The sequence below is a fragment of the Streptomyces sp. CRCS-T-1 genome (assembly GCF_024442335.1).
In the GTDB taxonomy this organism is placed as follows: domain Bacteria; phylum Actinomycetota; class Actinomycetes; order Streptomycetales; family Streptomycetaceae; genus Streptomyces; species Streptomyces koelreuteriae.
In genome coordinates, this window is sequence record NZ_CP101651.1 from 6,222,722 (window position 1) to 6,241,779 (window position 19,058).

Genomic DNA, 19,058 nt, shown 5'->3' on the forward strand with positions numbered 1-19,058 from the left:
GCGGCGGAGCCGCACATCGATACAGCCCCGCGCCCCTGGGTTTCTCAGCTCACCCGGCGGATCAAGTATGCCGTTCCCTTGTCCGCCGGCTCCTCCCCTACGTACTCCTGGCCCCGCATCTCGCACCACGCGGGAATGTCCAGCCGCGCCGCCTCGTCATCGGACAGGACCCGGACCAGGCCCCCCACCGGCACATCGCCGATCACCTTCGCCAGCTCGATCACGGGGATCGGGCACCGCTTGCCCAGGGAGTCCACGACGAGGACGTCCGCCTCCCGCACCACCGCCCCGGAGACCGGCGCCCCCAGCTTCTCCCGCACTCCCGCCACAGCCCCCGGCAGTACGGCGAGGAACCGCTCCACATCCTCCTCCGCCGCCCCGACCGGCAGCGACACCCGCACATTGCCCTCGCTCAGCACGCCCATCGCCCGCAGCACATGGCTCGGCGTCAGCGTGCTGCTCGTGCAGGACGATCCGGACGAGACGGAGAAACCCTCCCGGTCCAGCTCGTGCAGCAGAGCCTCCCCGTCGACATAGAGACAGGAGAAGGTGACGACCCCGGGCAGCCGGCGCACCGGGTCCCCGACCACCTCGACGTCGGGCACCAGCCCCGGTACCCGGGCCCGGATCCGCTCCGTCAGCTCCCGCAGCCGCGCGGCCTCCGCGGCGGCCTCCGCCCGTACGGCCCGCAGGGAAGCGGCCGCGGCCACGATCGCCGGAAGGTTCTCGAAACCGGGCGCCCGCCCCGACTCCCGCTCGTCCACCGGCCCTTGCGCCGAGAACCGCACACCCTTGCGCACGACGAGCAGCCCGACCCCGGACGGCCCACCCCACTTGTGCGCACTGGCCGTGAGCAGCGACCAGTCCCCTTCCACCGGCCCCCAGCCGAGCGACTGCGCGGCGTCCACCAGCAACGGCACCCCGGCCTCCCGGCACCGTCCGGCCACCGCCGCGACGGGCTGCTCCGTGCCCACCTCGTGATTGGCCGACTGGAGACAGGCCAGCGCGGTGTCCGCGCGCAGGGCGTCGCCGTACGCCGCCGGGTCCACCGCCCCGCCCCGGTCGACCGGCACCTCGGTGACGGACCCGCCGCCCGACTCGTGCACCTCGGCCGAATGGAGGACAGAAGAATGTTCGACCGCCGACACGATCAGGTGGCGCCCGACCCGCCGCCGCCCGGCCAGCGCCCCCGCAATCCCCGTATGCACCGCACGCGTTCCGGACGAGGTGAACACCAGCTCGTCCACCCGGCACCCCACCGCCTCGGCAGCGGCCTCCCGAGCGGCGTCCAACAGCATCCGAGCCCGCCGCCCCTCCCTGTACAACCGCGCCGGATCCGCCCACCCCTCATCAAGGGAGGCCAGCAGAGCCTGCCGGGCAACAGAATGAAGCGGAGCACCAGAAGCAGCATCGAAGTAGGCCACACAGCAACGCTAGAACGTGCAGCTGGGAGATGCCCCAAGGGGCACGGGCCTGAGACATCTGCGGCTCCGCCGCGGGGCGCGACAAGCCACAACGACCGCCGCACCCGCCAATCAAGCGAACACCCCACCCCACTAGGCACCCCTCCTAGAGAACCCCCGGAGGGCGTCGGCTAGGGTTTGGTCCGCATAAACATCCAAACCCCTGCCCGACGCAGGGCGGCGACCGACCAGCGAGAAGGCCAGGCCGCAGCCGATCCGCGCGGGCGAGACTCTCGGGAAGGCGCTACGTGAGTCCCAACGGCTCCGACCGCTCGCCGCGGCGCCCGATGCGGCGGAAGCTGCTGCAGGCACTGACCGCGGGCCTGGTCTTGGCGACAGCCACCGGTTGCTCGTACAACTGGGAAGACTTCCCCCGCCTTGGTATGCCCACCCCGACCACGGAAGAGGCTCCTCGGATCCTCTCCCTGTGGCAGGGGTCCTGGGCGGCTGCGCTCGCCGTTGGCGTGCTGGTGTGGGGTCTGATCCTGTGGAGTGCTTTCTTCCACCGGCGCAGCCGCACCAAGGTCGAAGTTCCCCCACAGACCCGGTACAACATGCCCATCGAGGCGCTGTACACCGTGGTCCCGCTCATCATCGTCTCGGTGCTGTTCTACTTCACCGCCCGTGACGAGTCCGAGCTGCTCAGCCTCAAGAAGAAGCCCGACGTCACGGTCAACGTGGTCGGCTTCCAGTGGAGCTGGTGCTTCAACTACATCGAGCCCGTCGCGGGTTCCACCGGTGACGCCAAGACCTCCAAGGACCTGGACGCGATCCCGGACCGGTTCAAGGAAGACTTCCCGGCGAACGCCGGCGGCGCCTACGACTGCGGCACCCCCGGTACGCGGAACCCGCAGAACGGCAACCCCGGTCCGACGCTCTGGCTGCCCAAGGGCAAGACGGTCCGCTTCGTGCTGACCTCGCGTGACGTCATCCACTCCTTCTGGGTGGTGCCGTTCCTGATGAAGCAGGACGTCATCCCGGGCCACACCAACGCCTTCGAGGTGACCCCCAACAAGGAGGGCACCTTCATGGGCAAGTGCGCCGAGCTCTGCGGCGTCGACCACTCTCGGATGCTGTTCAACGTGAAGGTCGTCTCCCCCGAGCGCTACGAGCAGCACCTCAAGGACCTCGTGGACAAGCAGCAGAACGGTTACGTTCCTGCCGGCATCGCGCAGACGAGCCACGAGAAGAACCGGGAGACGAACAACCTGTGAGCATCCTCAACGAACCCCAGGGTGCCGCGGCAGCAGGGTCCCACTATGCGGACGAGTTGCCGGTCAGGCGCCAGAACCGCGGCAGTGTCGTGGTCAAGTGGCTGACGACGACCGACCACAAGACGATCGGCACGATGTACCTGATTACATCGTTCGCCTTCTTCGTCATCGGTGGCGTGATGGCGCTGTTCATGCGCGCCGAGCTGGCCCGGCCGGGTCTGCAGATCATGTCGAACGAGCAGTTCAACCAGGCGTTCACGATGCACGGCACGATCATGCTGCTGATGTTCGCGACGCCGCTGTTCGCCGGCTTCGCGAACTGGATCATGCCGCTGCAGATCGGCGCGCCCGACGTGGCGTTCCCGCGGCTGAACATGTTCGCCTACTGGCTGTACCTCTTCGGCTCGCTCATCGCGGTCGGTGGCTTCCTCACCCCGCAGGGCGCGGCCGACTTCGGCTGGTTCGCCTACAGCCCGCTCTCGGACGCCGTCCGCAGCCCGGGCATCGGCGCCGACATGTGGATCATGGGTCTGGCCTTCTCCGGCTTCGGCACCATCCTCGGCTCGGTCAACTTCATCACCACGATCATCTGCATGCGCGCCCCGGGCATGACGATGTTCCGCATGCCGATCTTCGTGTGGAACGTGCTGCTGACCGGTGTGCTGGTCCTGCTCGCCTTCCCGGTCCTCGCGGCCGCGCTGTTCGCCCTGGAGGCGGACCGCAAGTTCGGCGCCCACATCTTCGACTCCGCCAACGGCGGGGCGTTGCTGTGGCAGCACCTCTTCTGGTTCTTCGGCCATCCAGAGGTGTACATCATCGCGCTGCCGTTCTTCGGCATCATCTCCGAGGTCATCCCGGTCTTCTCCCGTAAGCCGATGTTCGGTTACACGGGTCTGATCGGCGCGACCATCGCGATCGCGGGTCTGTCCGTGACGGTGTGGGCCCACCACATGTACGTCACCGGCGGTGTGCTGCTGCCGTTCTTCTCCTTCATGACCTTCCTGATCGCGGTCCCGACCGGTGTGAAGTTCTTCAACTGGATCGGCACGATGTGGAAGGGCTCGTTGTCCTTCGAGACACCGATGCTCTGGGCGACCGGCTTCCTGATCACCTTCACCTTCGGTGGTCTGACCGGTGTCATCCTGGCCTCGCCGCCGATGGACTTCCACGTCTCCGACTCGTACTTCGTGGTCGCGCACTTCCACTACGTCGTCTTCGGCACCGTGGTCTTCGCGATGTTCTCCGGCTTCCACTTCTGGTGGCCGAAGTGGACCGGCAAGATGCTGGACGAGCGCCTCGGCAAGATCACCTTCTGGACGCTGTTCATCGGTTTCCACGGCACGTTCCTGGTCCAGCACTGGCTGGGTGCCGAGGGCATGCCGCGCCGTTACGCGGACTACCTCGCGGCCGACGGCTTCACCGCGCTGAACACGATCTCGACGATCAGCTCGTTCCTGCTCGGCATGTCGATCCTGCCGTTCTTCTACAACGTGTGGAAGACGGCCAAGTACGGCAAGACGGTCGAGGTCGACGACCCGTGGGGCTACGGCCGCTCCCTGGAGTGGGCCACCTCCTGCCCGCCGCCGCGCCACAACTTCATCACCATGCCGCGGATCCGCAGCGAATCCCCGGCGTTCGACCTGCACCACCCGGAGATCGCCGCTCTCGACCAGCTCGAGAACGCGGGGCACGGCGAGAAGGCCCTCGCCGGCGGCAAGGAGGCCGGCAAGTGAAGATCCAGGGCAAGATGTTCATGTGGCTGAGCTTCTTCGTCCTCGTCATGGCGGTCGTCTATGGCGTGTGGTCGAAGGAGCCGGTAGGTACCACGGCCCTCTTCATGACCTTCGGCCTGTGCATCATGATTGGCTTCTACCTCGGCTTCACGGCCAAGCGGGTCGACGTCGGCGCACAGGACAACAAGGAGGCGGACGTCGCGGACGACGCCGGCGAGGTCGGGTTCTTCAGCCCGCACAGCTGGCAGCCGCTGTCCCTGGCCATCGGCGGCGCCCTGGCCTTCCTGTCGGTCGCCATCGGCTGGTGGCTGATGTACTTCTCCCTGCCGATCATCCTGATCGGCGTCTGGGGCTGGGTCTTCGAGTACTACCGCGGTGAGAACCGCACCCAGTAACACGCGCCCAAATGCCACAGGGGCCCGGACACTCCGCGAGGAGCGTCCGGGCCCCTGCCGCATGCCGCCCTTCCGCCGCAATATGTGTCACTCGTACGAGTCTCTCGGCGTGCCGCCGTTGACGGGCCTTCCTAGCGTGAGGTCATGAGCCACTCAGCGATACCCCGGCCCCGCACCGTCGTCGGTTGCACGCTGCTGGTGATAGCCCTCAGCGCGGGCGTCACCACCGCCTGCGGCGCGGACGGCAACCCGCTCTCCCACCGTCCCTACGACGCGGCGGACCAGATCTCCTTCAACGGCCCCGTGGAGGGCCGCGAGAAGGCCGACCCGGACAAGCCCCTGGAAGTGGTCGCCGAGGACTCCGACGGGCGCATCACGGACGTCACGGCCTACGACGCCACCGGACGCTACCTGGCGGGCGAACTCGCCGCCGACGGCAGCCGCTGGCACAGCACCGCGCCGCTCGCCGCCAACGCCGGCTACACGGTCCGGGTGAGCACCGAGGACGAGGACGGCGCGCCCGGCCGCAAGGTCCTCACCTTCGACACGGGCAAGCCCACCACCAAGAAGCGCCTGGACGTCACCTTCGGCCCCAGGACGGGCACCTACGGCGTCGGCCAGCCCGTCACCGCCGAGCTGAGCCGGGCCGTCAAGGACAGGGCCCAGCGGGCCGTCGTCGAACGCGCGCTCAAGGTCAGCTCCATGCCCGCCGTGGACGGCGCCTGGCACTGGGTGGACGAGAAGAAGCTCCACTACCGCCCGAAGGACTACTGGCCCGCACAGGCCACCGTCCAGGTCCGCAGCAACCTGGAGGGCATCAAGATCGGCGACCGGCTGTGGGGCGGCGGCAAGGCCAAACCGCTGACCTTCAGCACCGCCGACAAGCTCATAGCCGTCACGGACGCCTCGGCCCACCAGATGACGGTCTACAAGAACGACGAGATCATCCGCCAGATACCGGTGACCACCGGTATGCCCGGCTACGACACGCGCAACGGCGTCAAGGTCGTCCTGGCCAAGGAAGGCACCGTCCGCATGACCAGCGCCAGCATCGGCGCCTCGGACTTCTACGACCTGATCGTCCACCACTCGGTGCGGGTCACCAACAGCGGCGAGTACGTCCACGCCGCCCCCTGGTCGGTCGGCTCCCAGGGAGCCGCCAACGTCAGCCACGGCTGCACCGGCATGAGCACCGAGAACGCCGCCTGGTTCTACGACACCGTACGCGAGGGCGACATCGTCAAGGTCATCAACTCCGGCGGCGACACCATGGCCCCCTTCGGCAACGGCTTCGGCGACTGGAACCTCGACTGGCAGAAGTGGCGCACAGGCAGCGCCCTCCTCGGCGGCACCCCGGACGGCCCCGCAGAGGCCGACAGGGCCCGTCTACGCCCTCAGAGCATCTGACCTGAAGGGGCGCGGGGAACTGTGCGAACAACCCCCACACACCCGCACCCGCCACACAACCGGCAGCCCCGAGCCCTCAGGCGTTCAGAGCCTTCTTCTCCCGCAGCAAAGCAGCCAGCGCGGCCGCGAACTCCACCGGCTCCACCGGCAGCGTCACAGCCGACTCCGCCCGACTCCAGGTCGCCAGCCACGCATCCTGCGGCCGCCCGATCAGCAGCAACACCGGCGGGCAGTGGAACACCTCGTCCTTGATCTGCCGGCAGACCCCCATGCCGCCCATCGGCACGGCCTCACCGTCCAGCACACAGACATCGATCCCGCCCCGGTCCAGCTCCCTGAGCACCGCGTCCGGGGTCGCGCACTCCAGGAACTCCACCACGGGAACATCCGGCGCCGGCCGCCGTCCCGTGGCCAGCCGCACCTGCTCGCGGGTGTTGGAGTTGTCGCTGTAGACCAGCACCGTGGCGGTCGGCTGCATTGTTCCTCCGTGACGTCAGCGTCGTAAGGACAGGCCCGATGGGCGGGATGCTACTCCCTTGAACACCACGTCAACACCGGTACGACAGGCGAAGACACTCCGAACGGCACCCCCCGGAGTGAGGGCGGGATAAGCGACCGACATAATGTCGGTCGTGGCGACAGCAACGACAGCAGAAACCGGGCACGCGCACCCGTCGGTCAATCGGCCGAACCTCACCAGCGTCGGAACCATCATCTGGTTGAGTTCCGAGCTGATGTTCTTCGCGGCCCTCTTCGCGATGTACTTCACCCTGCGATCGGTGACCGGTGCCGAGCACTGGAAGGAGATGGCCGGCCATCTCAACTTCCCGTTCTCGGCGGCGAACACCACCATCCTGGTGCTCTCCTCCCTCACCTGCCAGCTCGGCGTCTTCGCCGCCGAGCGCGGTGATGTGAAGAAGCTCCGGATGTGGTTCATCGTCACCTTCGTGATGGGTGCGATCTTCATCGGCGGTCAGGTCCTCGAGTACACGGAGCTGGTCAAGGAGGCGGGCCTGTCCCTGTCCTCCGACCCCTACGGCTCGGTGTTCTACCTGACGACCGGCTTCCACGGCCTGCACGTGACGGGCGGCCTCATCGCCTTCCTGCTGGTCCTCGGCCGGACCTACGCGGCCAGCAGGTTCACCCATGAGCAGGCGACGGCCGCGATCGTCGTGTCCTACTACTGGCACTTCGTCGATGTCGTCTGGATCGGCCTCTTCGCCACGATCTACATGATCAAGTAGCAGGGCCCGCATCCACGCGTGCTCCATGAAGCGCGCATCCCAGAAGCATCGACGCAGAAGATCCTGACACCGGGGTAATCCGTGAAAAAGCTCTCCGCACGACGACGCCACCCGCTGGCGGCGCTCGTCGTCCTACTCCTCGCGCTGGCATGCACCGGGGGGCTGTATGCCGTGTTCGCACCGACGAGCCCGGCGAAGGCCGACGAAACCGCCCAGTCCCTCACCATCGAGGAGGGCAAGAAGCTCTACTCGGTCGGCTGCGCCAGTTGCCACGGCACCGGCGGTCAGGGCACCTCCGACGGGCCGAGCCTGGTGGGTGTGGGCGCGGCATCGGTCGACTTCCAGGTGGGCACGGGCCGTATGCCGGCCGCCACCTCGCAGGGCCCGCAGGTCCCGAAGAAGAAGAACATCTACTCGCAGGCCGAGATCGACCAGCTCGCGGCGTACATCGCCTCGCTGGGTGCCGGTCCGTCCGTTCCGACGGAGGAGCAGTACGGCCCCGAGGGCGCCGACATCGCCAAGGGCGGTGAGCTGTTCCGCACCAACTGCGCGCAGTGCCACAACTTCACCGGCAAGGGCGGCGCGCTGACGCACGGCAAGTACGCGCCGACCCTCGAGGGCGTCTCCGCGAAGCACATCTACGAGGCCATGCAGACCGGCCCGCAGAACATGCCGTCCTTCCCCGACACCACGCTGTCGGAGAAGAACAAGAAGGACATCATCGCTTACCTCGACGCGGTCAACAGCGACCAGACCGAGAGCCCCGGCGGCCTCGAGCTCGGCGGCCTCGGGCCGGTCAGCGAGGGCCTGTTCGGCTGGATCTTCGGTCTCGGCGGACTGATCGCCGTCGCCGTGTGGGTCGCCGCCCGGACCGCAAAGGCCAAGAAGTCATGAGTAGCCAAGACATTCCAGAAGAGAACCTGCCCGCCGAGCACGCGGGACGTGACGAGCACGGGCACGACGCGGTGAGCGTCCCGGACGACAAGCACCCCTTCGCCGACCCGGGCCTGCCTCCCCACGAGCACCGGATCCAGGACATCGACGAGCGGGCCGCCAGGCGGTCCGAGCGTACGGTCGCCCTGCTGTTCACGGTGTCGATGCTGGCCACCGTCGCCTTCATCGCCGCGTTCGTGGCGATCCCGGTCGACAAGTCGGTCTTCATCTTCCCGCTGGGTCACATCAGCGCGCTGAACTTCGCGCTGGGCATGACGCTCGGCATCGCGCTGTTCTGCATCGGCGCGGGCGCCGTCCACTGGGCGCGCACCCTGATGTCCGACGTGGAGGTCGCCGACGAGCGGCACGCGATCGCGGCGACGCCCGAGGTCCGCGAGAAGGTCTTCGCGGACTTCAAGCAGGGCGCCAAGGAGTCGGCGCTCGGCCGCCGCAAGCTGATCCGCAACACCATGCTCGGCGCGCTCACGCTGGTGCCGCTCTCCGGCGTCGTGCTGCTGCGCGACCTCGGCCCGCTGCCCGGCACCAAGCTCCGCCACACCCTGTGGTCCAAGGGCAAGCTGCTCGTCAACATGAACACGGACGAGCCGCTGCGTCCCTCGGACGTCGCGGTCGGTTCGCTGACCTTCGCCAAGCCCGAGGGCCTGGAGGAGCACGACCACGATTTCCAGAACGAGATCGCCAAGGCCGCCCTGATGATCGTCCGGATCCAGCCGGAGAACATCAAGGACAAGCGCGAGCTCGAGTGGTCGCACGAGGGCATCGTCGCGTACTCGAAGATCTGCACCCACGTCGGTTGCCCGATCTCCCTGTACGAGCAGCAGACGCACCACGTGCTCTGCCCCTGCCACCAGTCCACCTTCGACCTCTCCGACGGTGCCCGAGTGATCTTCGGTCCCGCCGGTCACGCCCTGCCGCAGCTCCGCATCGGCGTGAACGACGAGGGCTATCTTGAGGCGCTCGGCGACTTCGACGAGCCCGTCGGCCCTGCTTTCTGGGAGCGCGGATGAGCACTGCACAGACACGCCGCAAGGCACCCGCGGGTGAGCGGGTCGCCGACTGGGCCGACGGCCGCCTCGGGATCTACTCCCTGGCCAAGGCCAACATGCGCAAGATCTTCCCGGACCACTGGTCCTTCATGCTGGGTGAGATCTGCCTCTACAGCTTCATCATCATCATCCTCACGGGTGTGTATCTGACGCTGTTCTTCCACCCGTCGATGAACGAGGTGGAGTACCACGGCAGTTACGTCCCGCTCCAGGGGCAGCTGATGTCGGAGGCGTTCGCCTCCACCCTGGACATCAGCTTCGACGTCCGCGGCGGTCTGCTGATCCGGCAGATCCACCACTGGGCGGCGATCATCTTCCTCGCCGGCATGTTCGTGCACATGATGCGCGTCTTCTTCACCGGCGCGTTCCGCAAGCCGCGCGAGATCAACTGGATGTTCGGCTTCCTGCTGTTCGTCCTCGGCATGTTCACCGGCTTCACCGGCTACTCGCTCCCGGACGACCTGCTCTCCGGCACCGGTGTCCGCTTCACGCAGGGCGCGATCCTGTCCGTGCCGATCGTGGGCACGTACATCTCGATGTTCCTGTTCGGCGGGGAGTTCCCGGGCACCGACTTCGTCGCCCGGTTCTACTCGATCCACATCCTGCTGCTGCCGGGCATCATGCTCGGGCTCGTGGTCGGCCACCTGATCCTGGTCTTCTACCACAAGCACACCCAGTTCGCGGGTCCCGGACGGACCAACAAGAACGTCGTCGGCATGCCGCTGCTGCCGGTCTACATGGCCAAGGCCGGAGGCTTCTTCTTCCTGGTCTTCGGTGTCATCGCGGCCCTCGCCGGCATCGCGACGATCAACCCGATCTGGGTCCTGGGCCCCTACCGTCCCGACCAGGTGTCGACCGGTGCCCAGCCCGACTGGTACATGGGCTTCGCCGAGGGTCTGATCCGCGCGATGCCTGGCTGGGAGGTCAACTTCTGGGGCCACACACTGGTCCTGGGCGTGTTCATCCCGCTGGTGCTCTTCGGTGTCTTCCTCGGGATCATCGCCCTCTACCCGTTCATCGAGTCGTGGGTCACCGGGGACAAGCGCGAGCACCACATCCTGGACCGGCCGCGCAACGCCCCGACCCGTACCGGTGTGGGTGTCGCCTGGATCACCGGCTACATCATCATGCTGATCGGCGGTGGCAACGACATCGTCGCCACGCACTTCCATCTGTCGATCAACGCGGTCACCTGGTTCGTCCGGATCGGGTTCTTCGTCGGACCGGTCCTCGCGTTCATCGTCACCAAGCGCATCTGCCTCGGCCTGCAGCGCCGGGACAAGGACAAGGTGCTGCACGGCCGTGAGTCGGGCATCATCAAGCGCCTGCCGCACGGTGAGTTCATCGAGGTGCACGAGCCGCTCAGCCAGGAGCAGATGTACACGCTCACCGCGCACGAGCAGTACCAGCCGGCCGAGATCGGTGCGACGACCGACGAGAACGGTGTCGAGCGCAAGGTGAAGGGCTCCGAGAAGCTGCGCGCCAAGCTCAGCGAGTCCTACTTCGGCGAGGGGGCCCAGATCCCCAAGCCCACCCCCGAGGAGTACCGGGAGATCACGAGCGGCCACGGCCACCACTGATCGCTGCTTCGCCACGCCACAGAAGGGCCTCGTCCGGTGTTCGGACGGGGCCCTTCGTGGTGCCCGGGGCTGGATAGGGTGGGACCACTGCTTTACGCGACGTACGACGACCCAGGAGCGGCTGATGAGCGCTGTGACCCCCGCTGGAGGCGACACCGCGGCGGGCCGCTCCTGGCCCGCCCTGCTGAACGGCCTGCTGGACGGCAGGCACCTGAGCGCGGACGACACCGCCTGGGCGATGGACCGGATCATGCGCGGCGAGGCGACCGAGGCGCAGATCGCGGGCTTCGTGGTGGCCCTGCGGGCCAAGGGCGAGACCGTCGAGGAGATCAACGGCCTCGTCCGGACGATGTACGCGCACGCCAATGTGATCGAGGTGCCCGGGGCGACGGTCGACATCGTCGGCACCGGCGGTGACGGCGCCAAGACGGTCAACATCTCCACGATGTCCTCGATCGTCGTCGCCGGCACGGGCGCGAAGGTCGTCAAGCACGGCAACCGCGCCGCGTCCTCGGCGTCCGGGGCCTCCGACGTGCTGGAGAAGCTCGGCGTCAATCTGGAGCTGCCCCTGCACCGGGTCGCGGAGGTCGCCGAGGAGGCCGGGATCACCTTCTGTTTCGCGGTGAAGTTCCACCCGGCCCTGCGCCACGCGGGCGCGGCCCGCGGCCAGCTCGGCATCCGTACGGTGTTCAACGCGCTCGGCCCGCTGACCAACCCGGCCCGGGTGCGTTCCCAGGCCGTCGGTGTGGCGGACCCGCGCATGGCACCGATCGTCGCGGGCGTCTTCGCCGAGCGCGGCAACTCGTCCCTGGTCTTCCGGGGCGACGACGGCCTGGACGAACTGACCACCACCGCCACCTCCCGGGTGTGGATCGTCCGCGACGGCAAGGTCACCGAGGAGCCCTTCGACCCGCGCGACGTGGGCCTCGAACTGGTCCCCGTGGAGGCCCTGCGCGGCGCGGACGCCTCCTACAACGCCGAGGTCGCCCGCCGTCTGCTGGAGGGCGAGACCGGCCCGGTCCGCGACGCGGTCCTGCTGAACTCGGCGGCCGCGCTGGTGGCCCTGGAGCCGACGGCGGCACCGCTGGCCGACCAGGTCCGTGCCGGGATGGCGAAGGCCGCGGAGTCGATCGACTCAGGGGCCGCGAAGCGGACTCTGGAGCGCTGGGTGGCCGCGAGCAACGCCTAGCGGATTTCGTACGGCGTCCCGCGATCCGGACTCGGGTTGCGGGACGCCGATCTTTTCCCGTACTTTCCTGATCAGGTCATGAGTGACAGTCATGAGGCCCCGGCCGACTGTCCGGCAACCCTCCGTCCGTGGCGGGGTGCCCCGGGTGAAGACCAGGCCGCAGGCAGCGAGGTCTGTGGCAAGCGCGTGACGAGGAGTTTCTCGTGAACCAGCGAATGCGATAGGGCCGCAGAGCCCCGCCTCCGCACCCCCTTTTTCCTTCGCCCCCGCTCGAGCCGCATGCGCTCGCGGGCGGATTCCACCTGCCTTCACGGGAGTTCCCCCATGTCTGTCTCCACCGCTGCCGCCGACCGGTCCGTTTGTGCCTCGCTGCCCGTTCTCGGCCGGGATGTCACCGTGCCGCTCGTGACCGGCGGCGAGGTCACCTACGCCGCGCTCGACTACGCCGCCAGCGCCCCGGCGCTCCAGCGCGTCTGGGACGACGTCGCCGCCTACGCGCCGTACTACGGCAGCGTCCACCGCGGTGCCGGGTACCTGTCCCAGCTCTCGACCGACCTCTTCGAGAACGCCCGGCGGACCGTCGCGGACTTCCTCGGCTGCCGGGACGGCGACCAGGTGGTGTTCACCCGGTCCACCACCGACTCCCTGAACCTCCTAGCCGCCGCCCTCCCGGCCGACTGCCAGGTCTTCGTCTTCGAGACCGAGCACCACGCCTCCCTGCTGCCCTGGCGGAACGCGCGCGTCACCTACCTCGACGCCCCGAGCAGCCCGCGCCAGGCCGTCGAGACCCTGGAGCGCGCCCTCGCCGACCGCGAGCCCTACGGCCCGGCCCTCGTCTGCGTCACCGGCGCCTCGAACGTCACCGGCGAGCTGTGGCCCGTACGGGAGCTCGCGGCGGCCGCGCACGCCCATGGCGCGCGGATCGTGCTGGACGCCGCCCAGCTCGCCCCGCACCACCCGGTGTCCGTCCGGGACCTCGACGTCGACTGGGTCGCCTTCTCCGGGCACAAGCTGTACGCGCCCTTCGGCTCCGGTGTCCTGGCCGGCCGGTCCGACTGGCTGCGCGAGGCGGACCCCTACCTCGCGGGCGGCGGTGCCTCGCGCAAGGTCGCGCGGCGTACGGACGGCGGCGTCGACGTGGAGTGGCACGAGAGCGCCGCCCGGCACGAGGCCGGCTCCCCGAACGTCATCGGCGCCTACGCCATCGCCTCCGCCTGCGCGGCGCTCACCGAGGCCGGGTTCGACAACCTGGTCGCGCGCGAGCGGTACCTGATCGAGAAGGTGCGTACGGGCCTCGCCGAGGTGCCGGAGGTCCGGATCCTCTCCCTCTTCGGGGACGACGCCCCGCGCGTCGGTGTCCTCTCCTTCGTCGTCGAGGGCTGGAACAGCTCCCACTTCGCCGCCGCCCTCTCCGCCGAGTACGGCATCGGGGTGCGCGACGGGCTGTTCTGCGCCCACCCCCTCCTGCGGACCCTGCTGGGCAGCGACCCGCAGACCCAGGGCGAGTGCGGCGCCCCGGAGGCGGCTCCCGGCGAGAAGTCCCTCAACGCCATCCGCGTGAGCTTCGGCGCGGGCACGCCCGACGAGCACGTCGACCGGTTCGTGAGCGCCGTCAAGGAGCTGGTCCAGGACGGCGCGCGGTGGAACTACCGCACGGAGGACGGCCGTTGCGTCCCGGACACCTCCGCCTGAGCCGGTAGCCGGGCGCCCAGGACGATCATCCGCAGGGCGCGTTCGGTCGCGTCCGTGAGGAGTTCGGAGGCCCGGATCAGGGCCTCCGCCAGGGCCATCGGCGCCGGCAGGATGCCGCTGCACGCGTCCACGCCCGGCACCTCGTGCGCGCCCTCGCCGAGGGTGCCCGCGAGGGCCAGGACCGGGCGGCCGTGGAGCTTGGCCCGGCGGGCCACCTCGGCCGGGACCTTGCCGCGCGGTGTCTGGTGGTCCAGGGCGCCCTCGGCGGTGACGACCAGGTCGGCGCGGGCCAGCCGGGCGTCCAGGTCGAGATGGTTCAGCAGCACGTCGAAACGGGGGAGGAGACGCGCGCCCAGGGCGGCGAGACCGGCGCCCAGACCGCCGGAGGCCCCCGTGCCGGGACCGGAGCGGAGATCGGTGTCCGGGACGGCGACATCGCGGGTGAGGACGAACGCCCAGTTCTCCAGGCCGGCCGACAGCTCCTCGACCTGAACCGGCGTCGCGCCCTTCTGCGGGCCGAAGACCCGGGCGACGCCCCGCTCGCCGCACAGCACGTTGTAGGGGTTGCAGGCGACGAGCAGCTCCACCTCCGCCAGCCGGGAGTCCAGGCCCCGCGGATCGATGCGGTGCAGACGCGCCAACGCGGCTCCACCATGCGGCAGTTCCCGGCCCTCCTCGTCCAGGAGCCGGGCCCCGAGCGCTTGGAGCGCGCCCGCGCCGCCGTCCGAGGTGCCCGAGTCGCCGCAGCCGACGAGGATCCGCCGGACGCCCAGGTCGAGCGCGGAGCGGATCAGCTCGCCCACGCCGTAGGTGGTGGTGGCGCCCGGGTCGCGCAGGTCGCGCGGGACGAGGGAGAGGCCCGCGACCGCCGCCATCTCCACCACCGCCGTGTCCCCGGAGCCCAGCAGGGCGAAATGGGCGCCGATGGTGTCCCCGACGGGGCCGGTGGCGGGCACGGTGACGAGCCGGCCGCCGGTCGCCGCGGCCAGGGCGAGGGCCGTGCCCTCGCCGCCGTCGACCAGCGGAACCAGGTCGATCTCGGCGTCGGGCAGGACACGGCGGACGCCCGCGGCGATGGCGTCGGCCGCCGCCTCCGCGGACAGTGACTCCTTGAAGCCACTGGGGGCTACGACGACACGGGTCAGCATCAGGACTCTCCTCAACGGGTGACGGACACGCCGAGCAGCGGCCACACCGCGACGGCGAAGAGCAGGACGAGGGCGGCGGTCAGCGGCGCCAGGAACGCGGACAGCCGCAGCAGGTCACGCGGGGTGTAGGTGGGGGTGCCGGGGACCTGCGCGAAGAGCGTCACCGGCTTGGCCGAGGCGGGCAGGGTGTGGCAGAAGCCGGCGGCGGCCGTGGAGGCGAGCGCGGCGGCGACCGGGTTGACCCCGACGCCGATCGCGGCGGCCACCACCAGCGGGACCAGCACCGACGAACGGGCCGAACGGGACTGCAGGACCAGATGGGCCGCCGTACTGACGGCGATCACGATCGCGAGGAACAGCACCGGCGATTCACCCGTGGGCAGCCCCGAGACCAGCCACTTCGCCGCCCCCGAGTCGGCGAGCGCGACGCCCATCGCCATCGTCGCCGCCATGAACAGCAGCAGCGACCAGGGGACGGTCTTCAGGGCGTCCTTCAGACGGACGGTGCCGAGCGCGGGGGAGGAGGCGATGACGGCGCCGATCAGCGCGACCAGGGCGGGTGGCACCCGGTGCAGCGGCTCAGCGCACCACAGCAGCACCACCGTGGCCAGGAGCAGGGCGCAGAGCTTCTCGGCCTGGCTCCAGGGGCCGGTCACCGGCTGCTCGCTGTGCTGCTGGATCTGCTCCGGGGCGATGCTGACCGGGCCCCGGCGATCCGCCCGCCGGGTCGTCGTCAGCAGCACCAGCTCGGCGGCCAGATGGGACGAGGCCACGGCCAGCGGCAGCCCCAGCAGCAGCCACTGAGTGAAGCCGATGTGCTGCCCGGTCGTCTCCCACAGCACCGACACGGTGATCAGATGCGCGCCCGCACCGATCAGTGTTGCCACCGCCGACAGAAGGATCACGGTCGGGAACAGCAACGCCAGCATCACCACCAGTCGCTTCCGGTCGGCGAGAACCTTCGCGAGGGCCAGGAACACCGGCAGCGCGAGCGCGGCCCGGCCGGAGGTGGCGGGCACCGCGAACGCCGTGACGACCAGCGCGGCCGTCGTCAGGTGCACCAGCTGCCGTACGGTGCGTGCCCCACTGACCAGGAACACCGCCGCCCGGCCCGCGAGCCCGGTCCGACTCACCGCCGCCGCCAGCACGAACGCGCAGATCAGCAGCCACACCGTGTCGTCCCCGAGCGTGCCGAACAGGGTGTCACTGCTGATCACCCCGGTCACCGTGAGCGCGAGCCCGGCACCCAGCGCGATATAGGTGTCGTCGATCGACGTCCCGATCCACGCACAGGTCGCCAGCACGAACACGCCCAGCGTGAATCGGGCGTCACCGCCGAGTCCCGGGAAGTTCACGGGTATCGCGAGCAGCGCACACAACGACAGCGCCACGCACAAGGCGATGGTGGAGCGCAGATTCAGGGTCACGCCATCGAGGATTCGCCCGGGCGGTGAGTCGTCGATGAGTTCCACATGAAGGAACCTTCACTACGGTGCCCCAGGGGCGCGGGGAACTGCGCGACCAGCCACAACGAGCCCGCACCCGGCCAACTCGACGACGTGGCACTACGGCACCCGATACCCCATCCCCCGCACCGTCTCCACCCGCTCCGCCCCCAACTTCTTCCGCAGCGTCCGCACATACACATCCACGATGTTGGATCCCGGATCGAAGTCGTACCCCCACACATGCGACAGGATCTGCTCCCGCGACAGCACCTGCCCGGGATGCCGCAGGAACAGCTCCAGCAGCACGAACTCACGCGCCGTCAGATCAACCGTCCGCTCCCCGGACCGCGCACGCCTGGTACGGAGATCGAGGCTCAGGGAGCCCGACCGAAGCACCGTCACCTCCGGCGCCCGCGCCGCCGTACGGAGCCTCAGCCGCACCCGGGCGAGCAACTCCTCGAAGCGGAACGGCTTGGTCATCCAGTCGTCGGCGCCGCCCTCCAGGCCGGCCACCGTGTCCCGTACGGAGTCCCGCGCGGTCAGCACGATCACCGGCACCGACACCCGCGCCTCCCGCAACTCGCGCAGGATGGTGAAGCCGTCCCGGCCGGGCAGCCCGATGTCCAGGACGACGAGGTCGAAGCCGCCGGTCAGGGCGTACTCGTACCCCGCGTCGCCGTCGGTGACGACGGTCGTGGTGAAGCCGTTGGAGCGCAGGCCCTTCTCCACGAAGGAGGCGATGCGCTCCTCGTCCTCGACGATGAGGATGCGGTTCACGAGGGGTCCCCTTCCGGTGCCCGGGGTGCGTGGTGCAGGACGAGGGCGAAGCCGGCGCCGCCACCGGGCGGGTCGTAGAGCCGTACCCGCCCCCGGTGGCCCTCGGCGATGGCCTTGACGATGGACAGCCCGAGGCCCGCGCCGGAGCCCCGGGTGCCGCGGCGGGCCGTGCCGCGCCGGAAGCGTTCGAAGATGACCTCGGCGTCCTGGGGCTGCACCCCGGGGCCGGTGTCGGCCACGAACAGCTCCAGGTCCGGGCCCTCGGTGCGGGAGCCGATGCGGATGGTCTGGCCGGTGGTGGTGTGCTGCACGGCGTTCTGGGCGAGCTGCACCATGGCCTGGGTGATCCGCTGCGGATCCAGCTCGGCCTCCAGGTCGGCGACCCCGTCGAGCTGCCAGTCGCGTTCGCCCAGGGTGCGGGCCTTGACGTAGACATCGGCGGTGAGTTCGGCGACCTGGACCGGCTCGGGGGTGACGAAGTCGGGGCGCTCCGCCTTGGCGAGGAGCAGCAGGTCCTCGACGATGCGGCTCATCCGGTCCAGCTCGTCGGTGACGAGCCGGACGGTCTCCTCGCGTTCGGCAGGGTCGTCGCCCATCAGCTCCAGATGGCCGCGCACGATGGTGATGGGGGTCCGCAGTTCGTGCCCCGCGTCGTCGACGAACTCGCGCTGCGCGGCGAAGGCCCGCTCCAGCCGGTCGAGCATGCCGTTGAAGGTGACGGCGAGGGCCGCTATGTCGTCGTTGCCGTGCACCGGGATCCGCCGGGTGAGCCCCTGCTCGGTGAGCTGCGCCGCCGCGCTGCGCACCACCCGCACCGGTTTGAGGATCCGCCCGGCGACCGCCCAGGCGATGCCGACGGTCAGCAGCAGGGCGACCCCGGAGATGACGAGCAGTATGCGGAACATGTCGTTCACCCGGGCCTGTTCGCGTTCCGGGTGGAAGGCGACGACGAACGCGGCCTCCGGCGCCCGGCCCTGCTGGGCCACCGTGACCTTCGCCCAGCGGATCTCGCCCTCGGGACGCCGGAGCACCCCGGAGGACTCGGGCGAGTCGAAGACGGCGCGCTTGGCGGCGGGATCCCGGTGCAGGGGCAGGGCGACGGGCAGGTCGTGCCGCTGGCGGATCTGCCGGGGGTCGCCGCCCGCCCGGCCGACCAGGCCGATCAGCTCCTCGTCCGCGTCGGGGTACTGCCGTTCCAGGAACACCGTCAGCAGGCGGTTCGCGTCGGTGAACGGGCGGCCTGTCTGCGGATCCCCGCCCCGTTCCTCGAAGTTGGCGAACTCGCCGGTCTCCTGGGTGAGCAGGCGGTTGATCCGGTTGTCGACGTCCCGCAGCAGGAAGGAGCGGGTGGTCATGGCGACCGAGGCGAGCGCCACCGCCATCACCAGCAGCAGCCAGAGCAGGATGCGGACCCGGGCGGAGACCCGCCGCCGGCCGGGGTCAGTTGTCGGAGCCGGGTCCGTCGTCGCCGGGTCCGTCGTCCCCGTTGCCCTGGCCGCTGTCGTCGTCATCATCGTCACCAGCCGAGCTGTCGGTCACCGGAGGCCGCGAGACGACCTCGTCGCCGGGCGTGGGTTTCGGGGTGGGCCCGAGCGTGGAGGTGGGGGTGGGTGTGCCGCTGTCCAGCTCCACCTGCTGGGACGGGACCTTCGGCGACCGGGGGCTGTCCGCGAGGGCGTAGCTGGTCGCCGCGATGCCCAGGGGGATCAGCACGACCGCGGAGAGGGCGGCCATACGACGGGAGAATGCCATGCGCCCGATCCTGCGG

Annotated in this window: 17 protein-coding genes and 1 riboswitch; of the genes, 10 read left to right on the top strand and 7 right to left on the bottom strand. The window is 69.6% G+C overall.

The window, feature by feature from the left end; all coding sequences use genetic code 11:
* Window positions 1–44: 44 nt before the first annotated feature.
* On the bottom strand, window positions 45–1,424 hold the full coding sequence (locus NNW99_RS28165) for a cysteine desulfurase/sulfurtransferase TusA family protein (RefSeq protein ID WP_215121966.1): 1,380 nt from the start codon (window positions 1,422–1,424) through the stop codon (window positions 45–47).
* A 287-nt stretch (window positions 1,425–1,711) separates the two neighbouring features.
* Here NNW99_RS28165 and coxB point away from each other — a divergent pair, with 287 nt between their 5' ends.
* The 4 genes from coxB (at window position 1,712) to NNW99_RS28185 (ending at window position 6,212) form a co-directional block, all read left to right on the top strand.
* Window positions 1,712–2,677 carry a cytochrome c oxidase subunit II gene (coxB, locus tag NNW99_RS28170; protein WP_215121967.1) on the top strand — a complete coding sequence of 322 codons (966 nt, stop codon included), beginning with the start codon at window positions 1,712–1,714 and terminating at the stop codon, window positions 2,675–2,677.
* Window positions 2,674–4,410, top strand: coding sequence for a cytochrome c oxidase subunit I (gene ctaD, locus NNW99_RS28175; RefSeq protein WP_215121968.1), 1,737 nt, complete (start codon window positions 2,674–2,676; stop codon window positions 4,408–4,410). The genes coxB and ctaD overlap by 4 nt, the downstream gene beginning before the upstream one ends.
* Window positions 4,407–4,805, top strand: coding sequence for a cytochrome c oxidase subunit 4 (locus NNW99_RS28180; RefSeq protein ID WP_215121969.1), 399 nt, complete (start codon window positions 4,407–4,409; stop codon window positions 4,803–4,805). The genes ctaD and NNW99_RS28180 overlap by 4 nt, the downstream gene beginning before the upstream one ends.
* Window positions 4,806–4,949: 144 nt before the next feature.
* Window positions 4,950–6,212: an Ig-like domain-containing protein gene (locus tag NNW99_RS28185; RefSeq protein ID WP_215121970.1), complete on the top strand. Its 1,263-nt coding sequence runs from the start codon at window positions 4,950–4,952 to the stop codon at window positions 6,210–6,212.
* A gap of 76 nt (window positions 6,213–6,288) precedes the next feature.
* On the opposite strand, the gene NNW99_RS28190 is transcribed toward NNW99_RS28185, so the two are convergent.
* Window positions 6,289–6,690 carry a hypothetical protein gene (locus NNW99_RS28190; protein WP_215121971.1) on the bottom strand — a complete coding sequence of 134 codons (402 nt, stop codon included), beginning with the start codon at window positions 6,688–6,690 and terminating at the stop codon, window positions 6,289–6,291.
* 145 nt (window positions 6,691–6,835) lie between these two features.
* Between NNW99_RS28190 and NNW99_RS28195 the strand changes: the two genes are divergently transcribed.
* The 6 genes from NNW99_RS28195 (at window position 6,836) to NNW99_RS28220 (ending at window position 13,917) form a co-directional block, all read left to right on the top strand.
* Window positions 6,836–7,456, top strand: coding sequence for a heme-copper oxidase subunit III (locus tag NNW99_RS28195; RefSeq protein ID WP_215121972.1), 621 nt, complete (start codon window positions 6,836–6,838; stop codon window positions 7,454–7,456).
* A gap of 81 nt (window positions 7,457–7,537) precedes the next feature.
* Window positions 7,538–8,350, top strand: coding sequence for a c-type cytochrome (locus tag NNW99_RS28200; RefSeq protein ID WP_215121973.1), 813 nt, complete (start codon window positions 7,538–7,540; stop codon window positions 8,348–8,350).
* Window positions 8,347–9,417, top strand: coding sequence for a ubiquinol-cytochrome c reductase iron-sulfur subunit (locus tag NNW99_RS28205; protein ID WP_215121974.1), 1,071 nt, complete (start codon window positions 8,347–8,349; stop codon window positions 9,415–9,417). Before NNW99_RS28200 ends, NNW99_RS28205 begins: the two co-directional genes overlap by 4 nt.
* Window positions 9,414–11,036 (top strand): cytochrome bc complex cytochrome b subunit, encoded by a 1,623-nt coding sequence (locus NNW99_RS28210; RefSeq protein ID WP_215121975.1) that lies wholly within the window; start codon window positions 9,414–9,416, stop codon window positions 11,034–11,036. Before NNW99_RS28205 ends, NNW99_RS28210 begins: the two co-directional genes overlap by 4 nt.
* Before the next feature lie 124 nt (window positions 11,037–11,160).
* Window positions 11,161–12,225, top strand: a complete 1,065-nt coding sequence (gene trpD / locus NNW99_RS28215) for an anthranilate phosphoribosyltransferase (RefSeq protein WP_215121976.1) — start codon at window positions 11,161–11,163, stop codon at window positions 12,223–12,225.
* A gap of 74 nt (window positions 12,226–12,299) precedes the next feature.
* Window positions 12,300–12,416: riboswitch (SAM riboswitch) on the top strand.
* A 133-nt stretch (window positions 12,417–12,549) separates the two neighbouring features.
* Complete coding sequence (locus NNW99_RS28220; RefSeq protein WP_215121977.1) at window positions 12,550–13,917, top strand: aminotransferase class V-fold PLP-dependent enzyme; 1,368 nt, start codon at window positions 12,550–12,552, stop codon at window positions 13,915–13,917.
* Here the strand turns inward: NNW99_RS28220 and NNW99_RS28225 are convergent.
* The 5 genes from NNW99_RS28225 to NNW99_RS28245 form a co-directional block, all read right to left on the bottom strand.
* Window positions 13,872–15,065: a glycerate kinase gene (locus NNW99_RS28225; RefSeq protein WP_215121978.1), complete on the bottom strand. Its 1,194-nt coding sequence runs from the start codon at window positions 15,063–15,065 to the stop codon at window positions 13,872–13,874. The two genes, NNW99_RS28220 and NNW99_RS28225, sit on opposite strands and share 46 nt — an antisense overlap.
* A gap of 11 nt (window positions 15,066–15,076) precedes the next feature.
* Window positions 15,077–16,492: an SLC13 family permease gene (locus NNW99_RS28230; RefSeq protein ID WP_215121979.1), complete on the bottom strand. Its 1,416-nt coding sequence runs from the start codon at window positions 16,490–16,492 to the stop codon at window positions 15,077–15,079.
* Between the two features lie 138 nt (window positions 16,493–16,630).
* Entirely contained in the window at window positions 16,631–17,290 is a 660-nt protein-coding gene (locus NNW99_RS28235) for a response regulator transcription factor (protein ID WP_215121980.1), read from the bottom strand.
* Window positions 17,287–18,801, bottom strand: coding sequence for an ATP-binding protein (locus tag NNW99_RS28240; protein WP_215124497.1), 1,515 nt, complete (start codon window positions 18,799–18,801; stop codon window positions 17,287–17,289). Before NNW99_RS28240 ends, NNW99_RS28235 begins: the two co-directional genes overlap by 4 nt.
* On the bottom strand, window positions 18,731–19,042 hold the full coding sequence (locus NNW99_RS28245) for a small secreted hydrophilic protein (RefSeq protein WP_215121981.1): 312 nt from the start codon (window positions 19,040–19,042) through the stop codon (window positions 18,731–18,733). The genes NNW99_RS28240 and NNW99_RS28245 overlap by 71 nt, the downstream gene beginning before the upstream one ends.
* Between the last annotated feature and the right edge of the window lie 16 nt (window positions 19,043–19,058).

What these genes read in the sequence shown, in the direction of transcription:
- NNW99_RS28185 (WP_215121970.1), top strand. Translation starts at nt 4,950, where the DNA reads ATGAGCCACTCAGCGATACCCCGGCCCCGCACCGTCGTCGGTTGCACG.
- NNW99_RS28190 (WP_215121971.1), bottom strand. Translation starts at nt 6,690, where the DNA reads ATGCAGCCGACCGCCACGGTGCTGGTCTACAGCGACAACTCCAACACC.
- NNW99_RS28195 (WP_215121972.1), top strand. Translation starts at nt 6,836, where the DNA reads ATGTCGGTCGTGGCGACAGCAACGACAGCAGAAACCGGGCACGCGCAC.
- NNW99_RS28205 (WP_215121974.1), top strand. Translation starts at nt 8,347, where the DNA reads ATGAGTAGCCAAGACATTCCAGAAGAGAACCTGCCCGCCGAGCACGCG.
- NNW99_RS28210 (WP_215121975.1), top strand. Translation starts at nt 9,414, where the DNA reads ATGAGCACTGCACAGACACGCCGCAAGGCACCCGCGGGTGAGCGGGTC.
- trpD (WP_215121976.1), top strand. Translation starts at nt 11,161, where the DNA reads ATGAGCGCTGTGACCCCCGCTGGAGGCGACACCGCGGCGGGCCGCTCC.
- NNW99_RS28220 (WP_215121977.1), top strand. Translation starts at nt 12,550, where the DNA reads ATGTCTGTCTCCACCGCTGCCGCCGACCGGTCCGTTTGTGCCTCGCTG.
- NNW99_RS28225 (WP_215121978.1), bottom strand. Translation starts at nt 15,065, where the DNA reads ATGCTGACCCGTGTCGTCGTAGCCCCCAGTGGCTTCAAGGAGTCACTG.
- NNW99_RS28240 (WP_215124497.1), bottom strand. Translation starts at nt 18,801, where the DNA reads ATGACGACGACAGCGGCCAGGGCAACGGGGACGACGGACCCGGCGACG.
- NNW99_RS28245 (WP_215121981.1), bottom strand. Translation starts at nt 19,042, where the DNA reads ATGGCATTCTCCCGTCGTATGGCCGCCCTCTCCGCGGTCGTGCTGATC.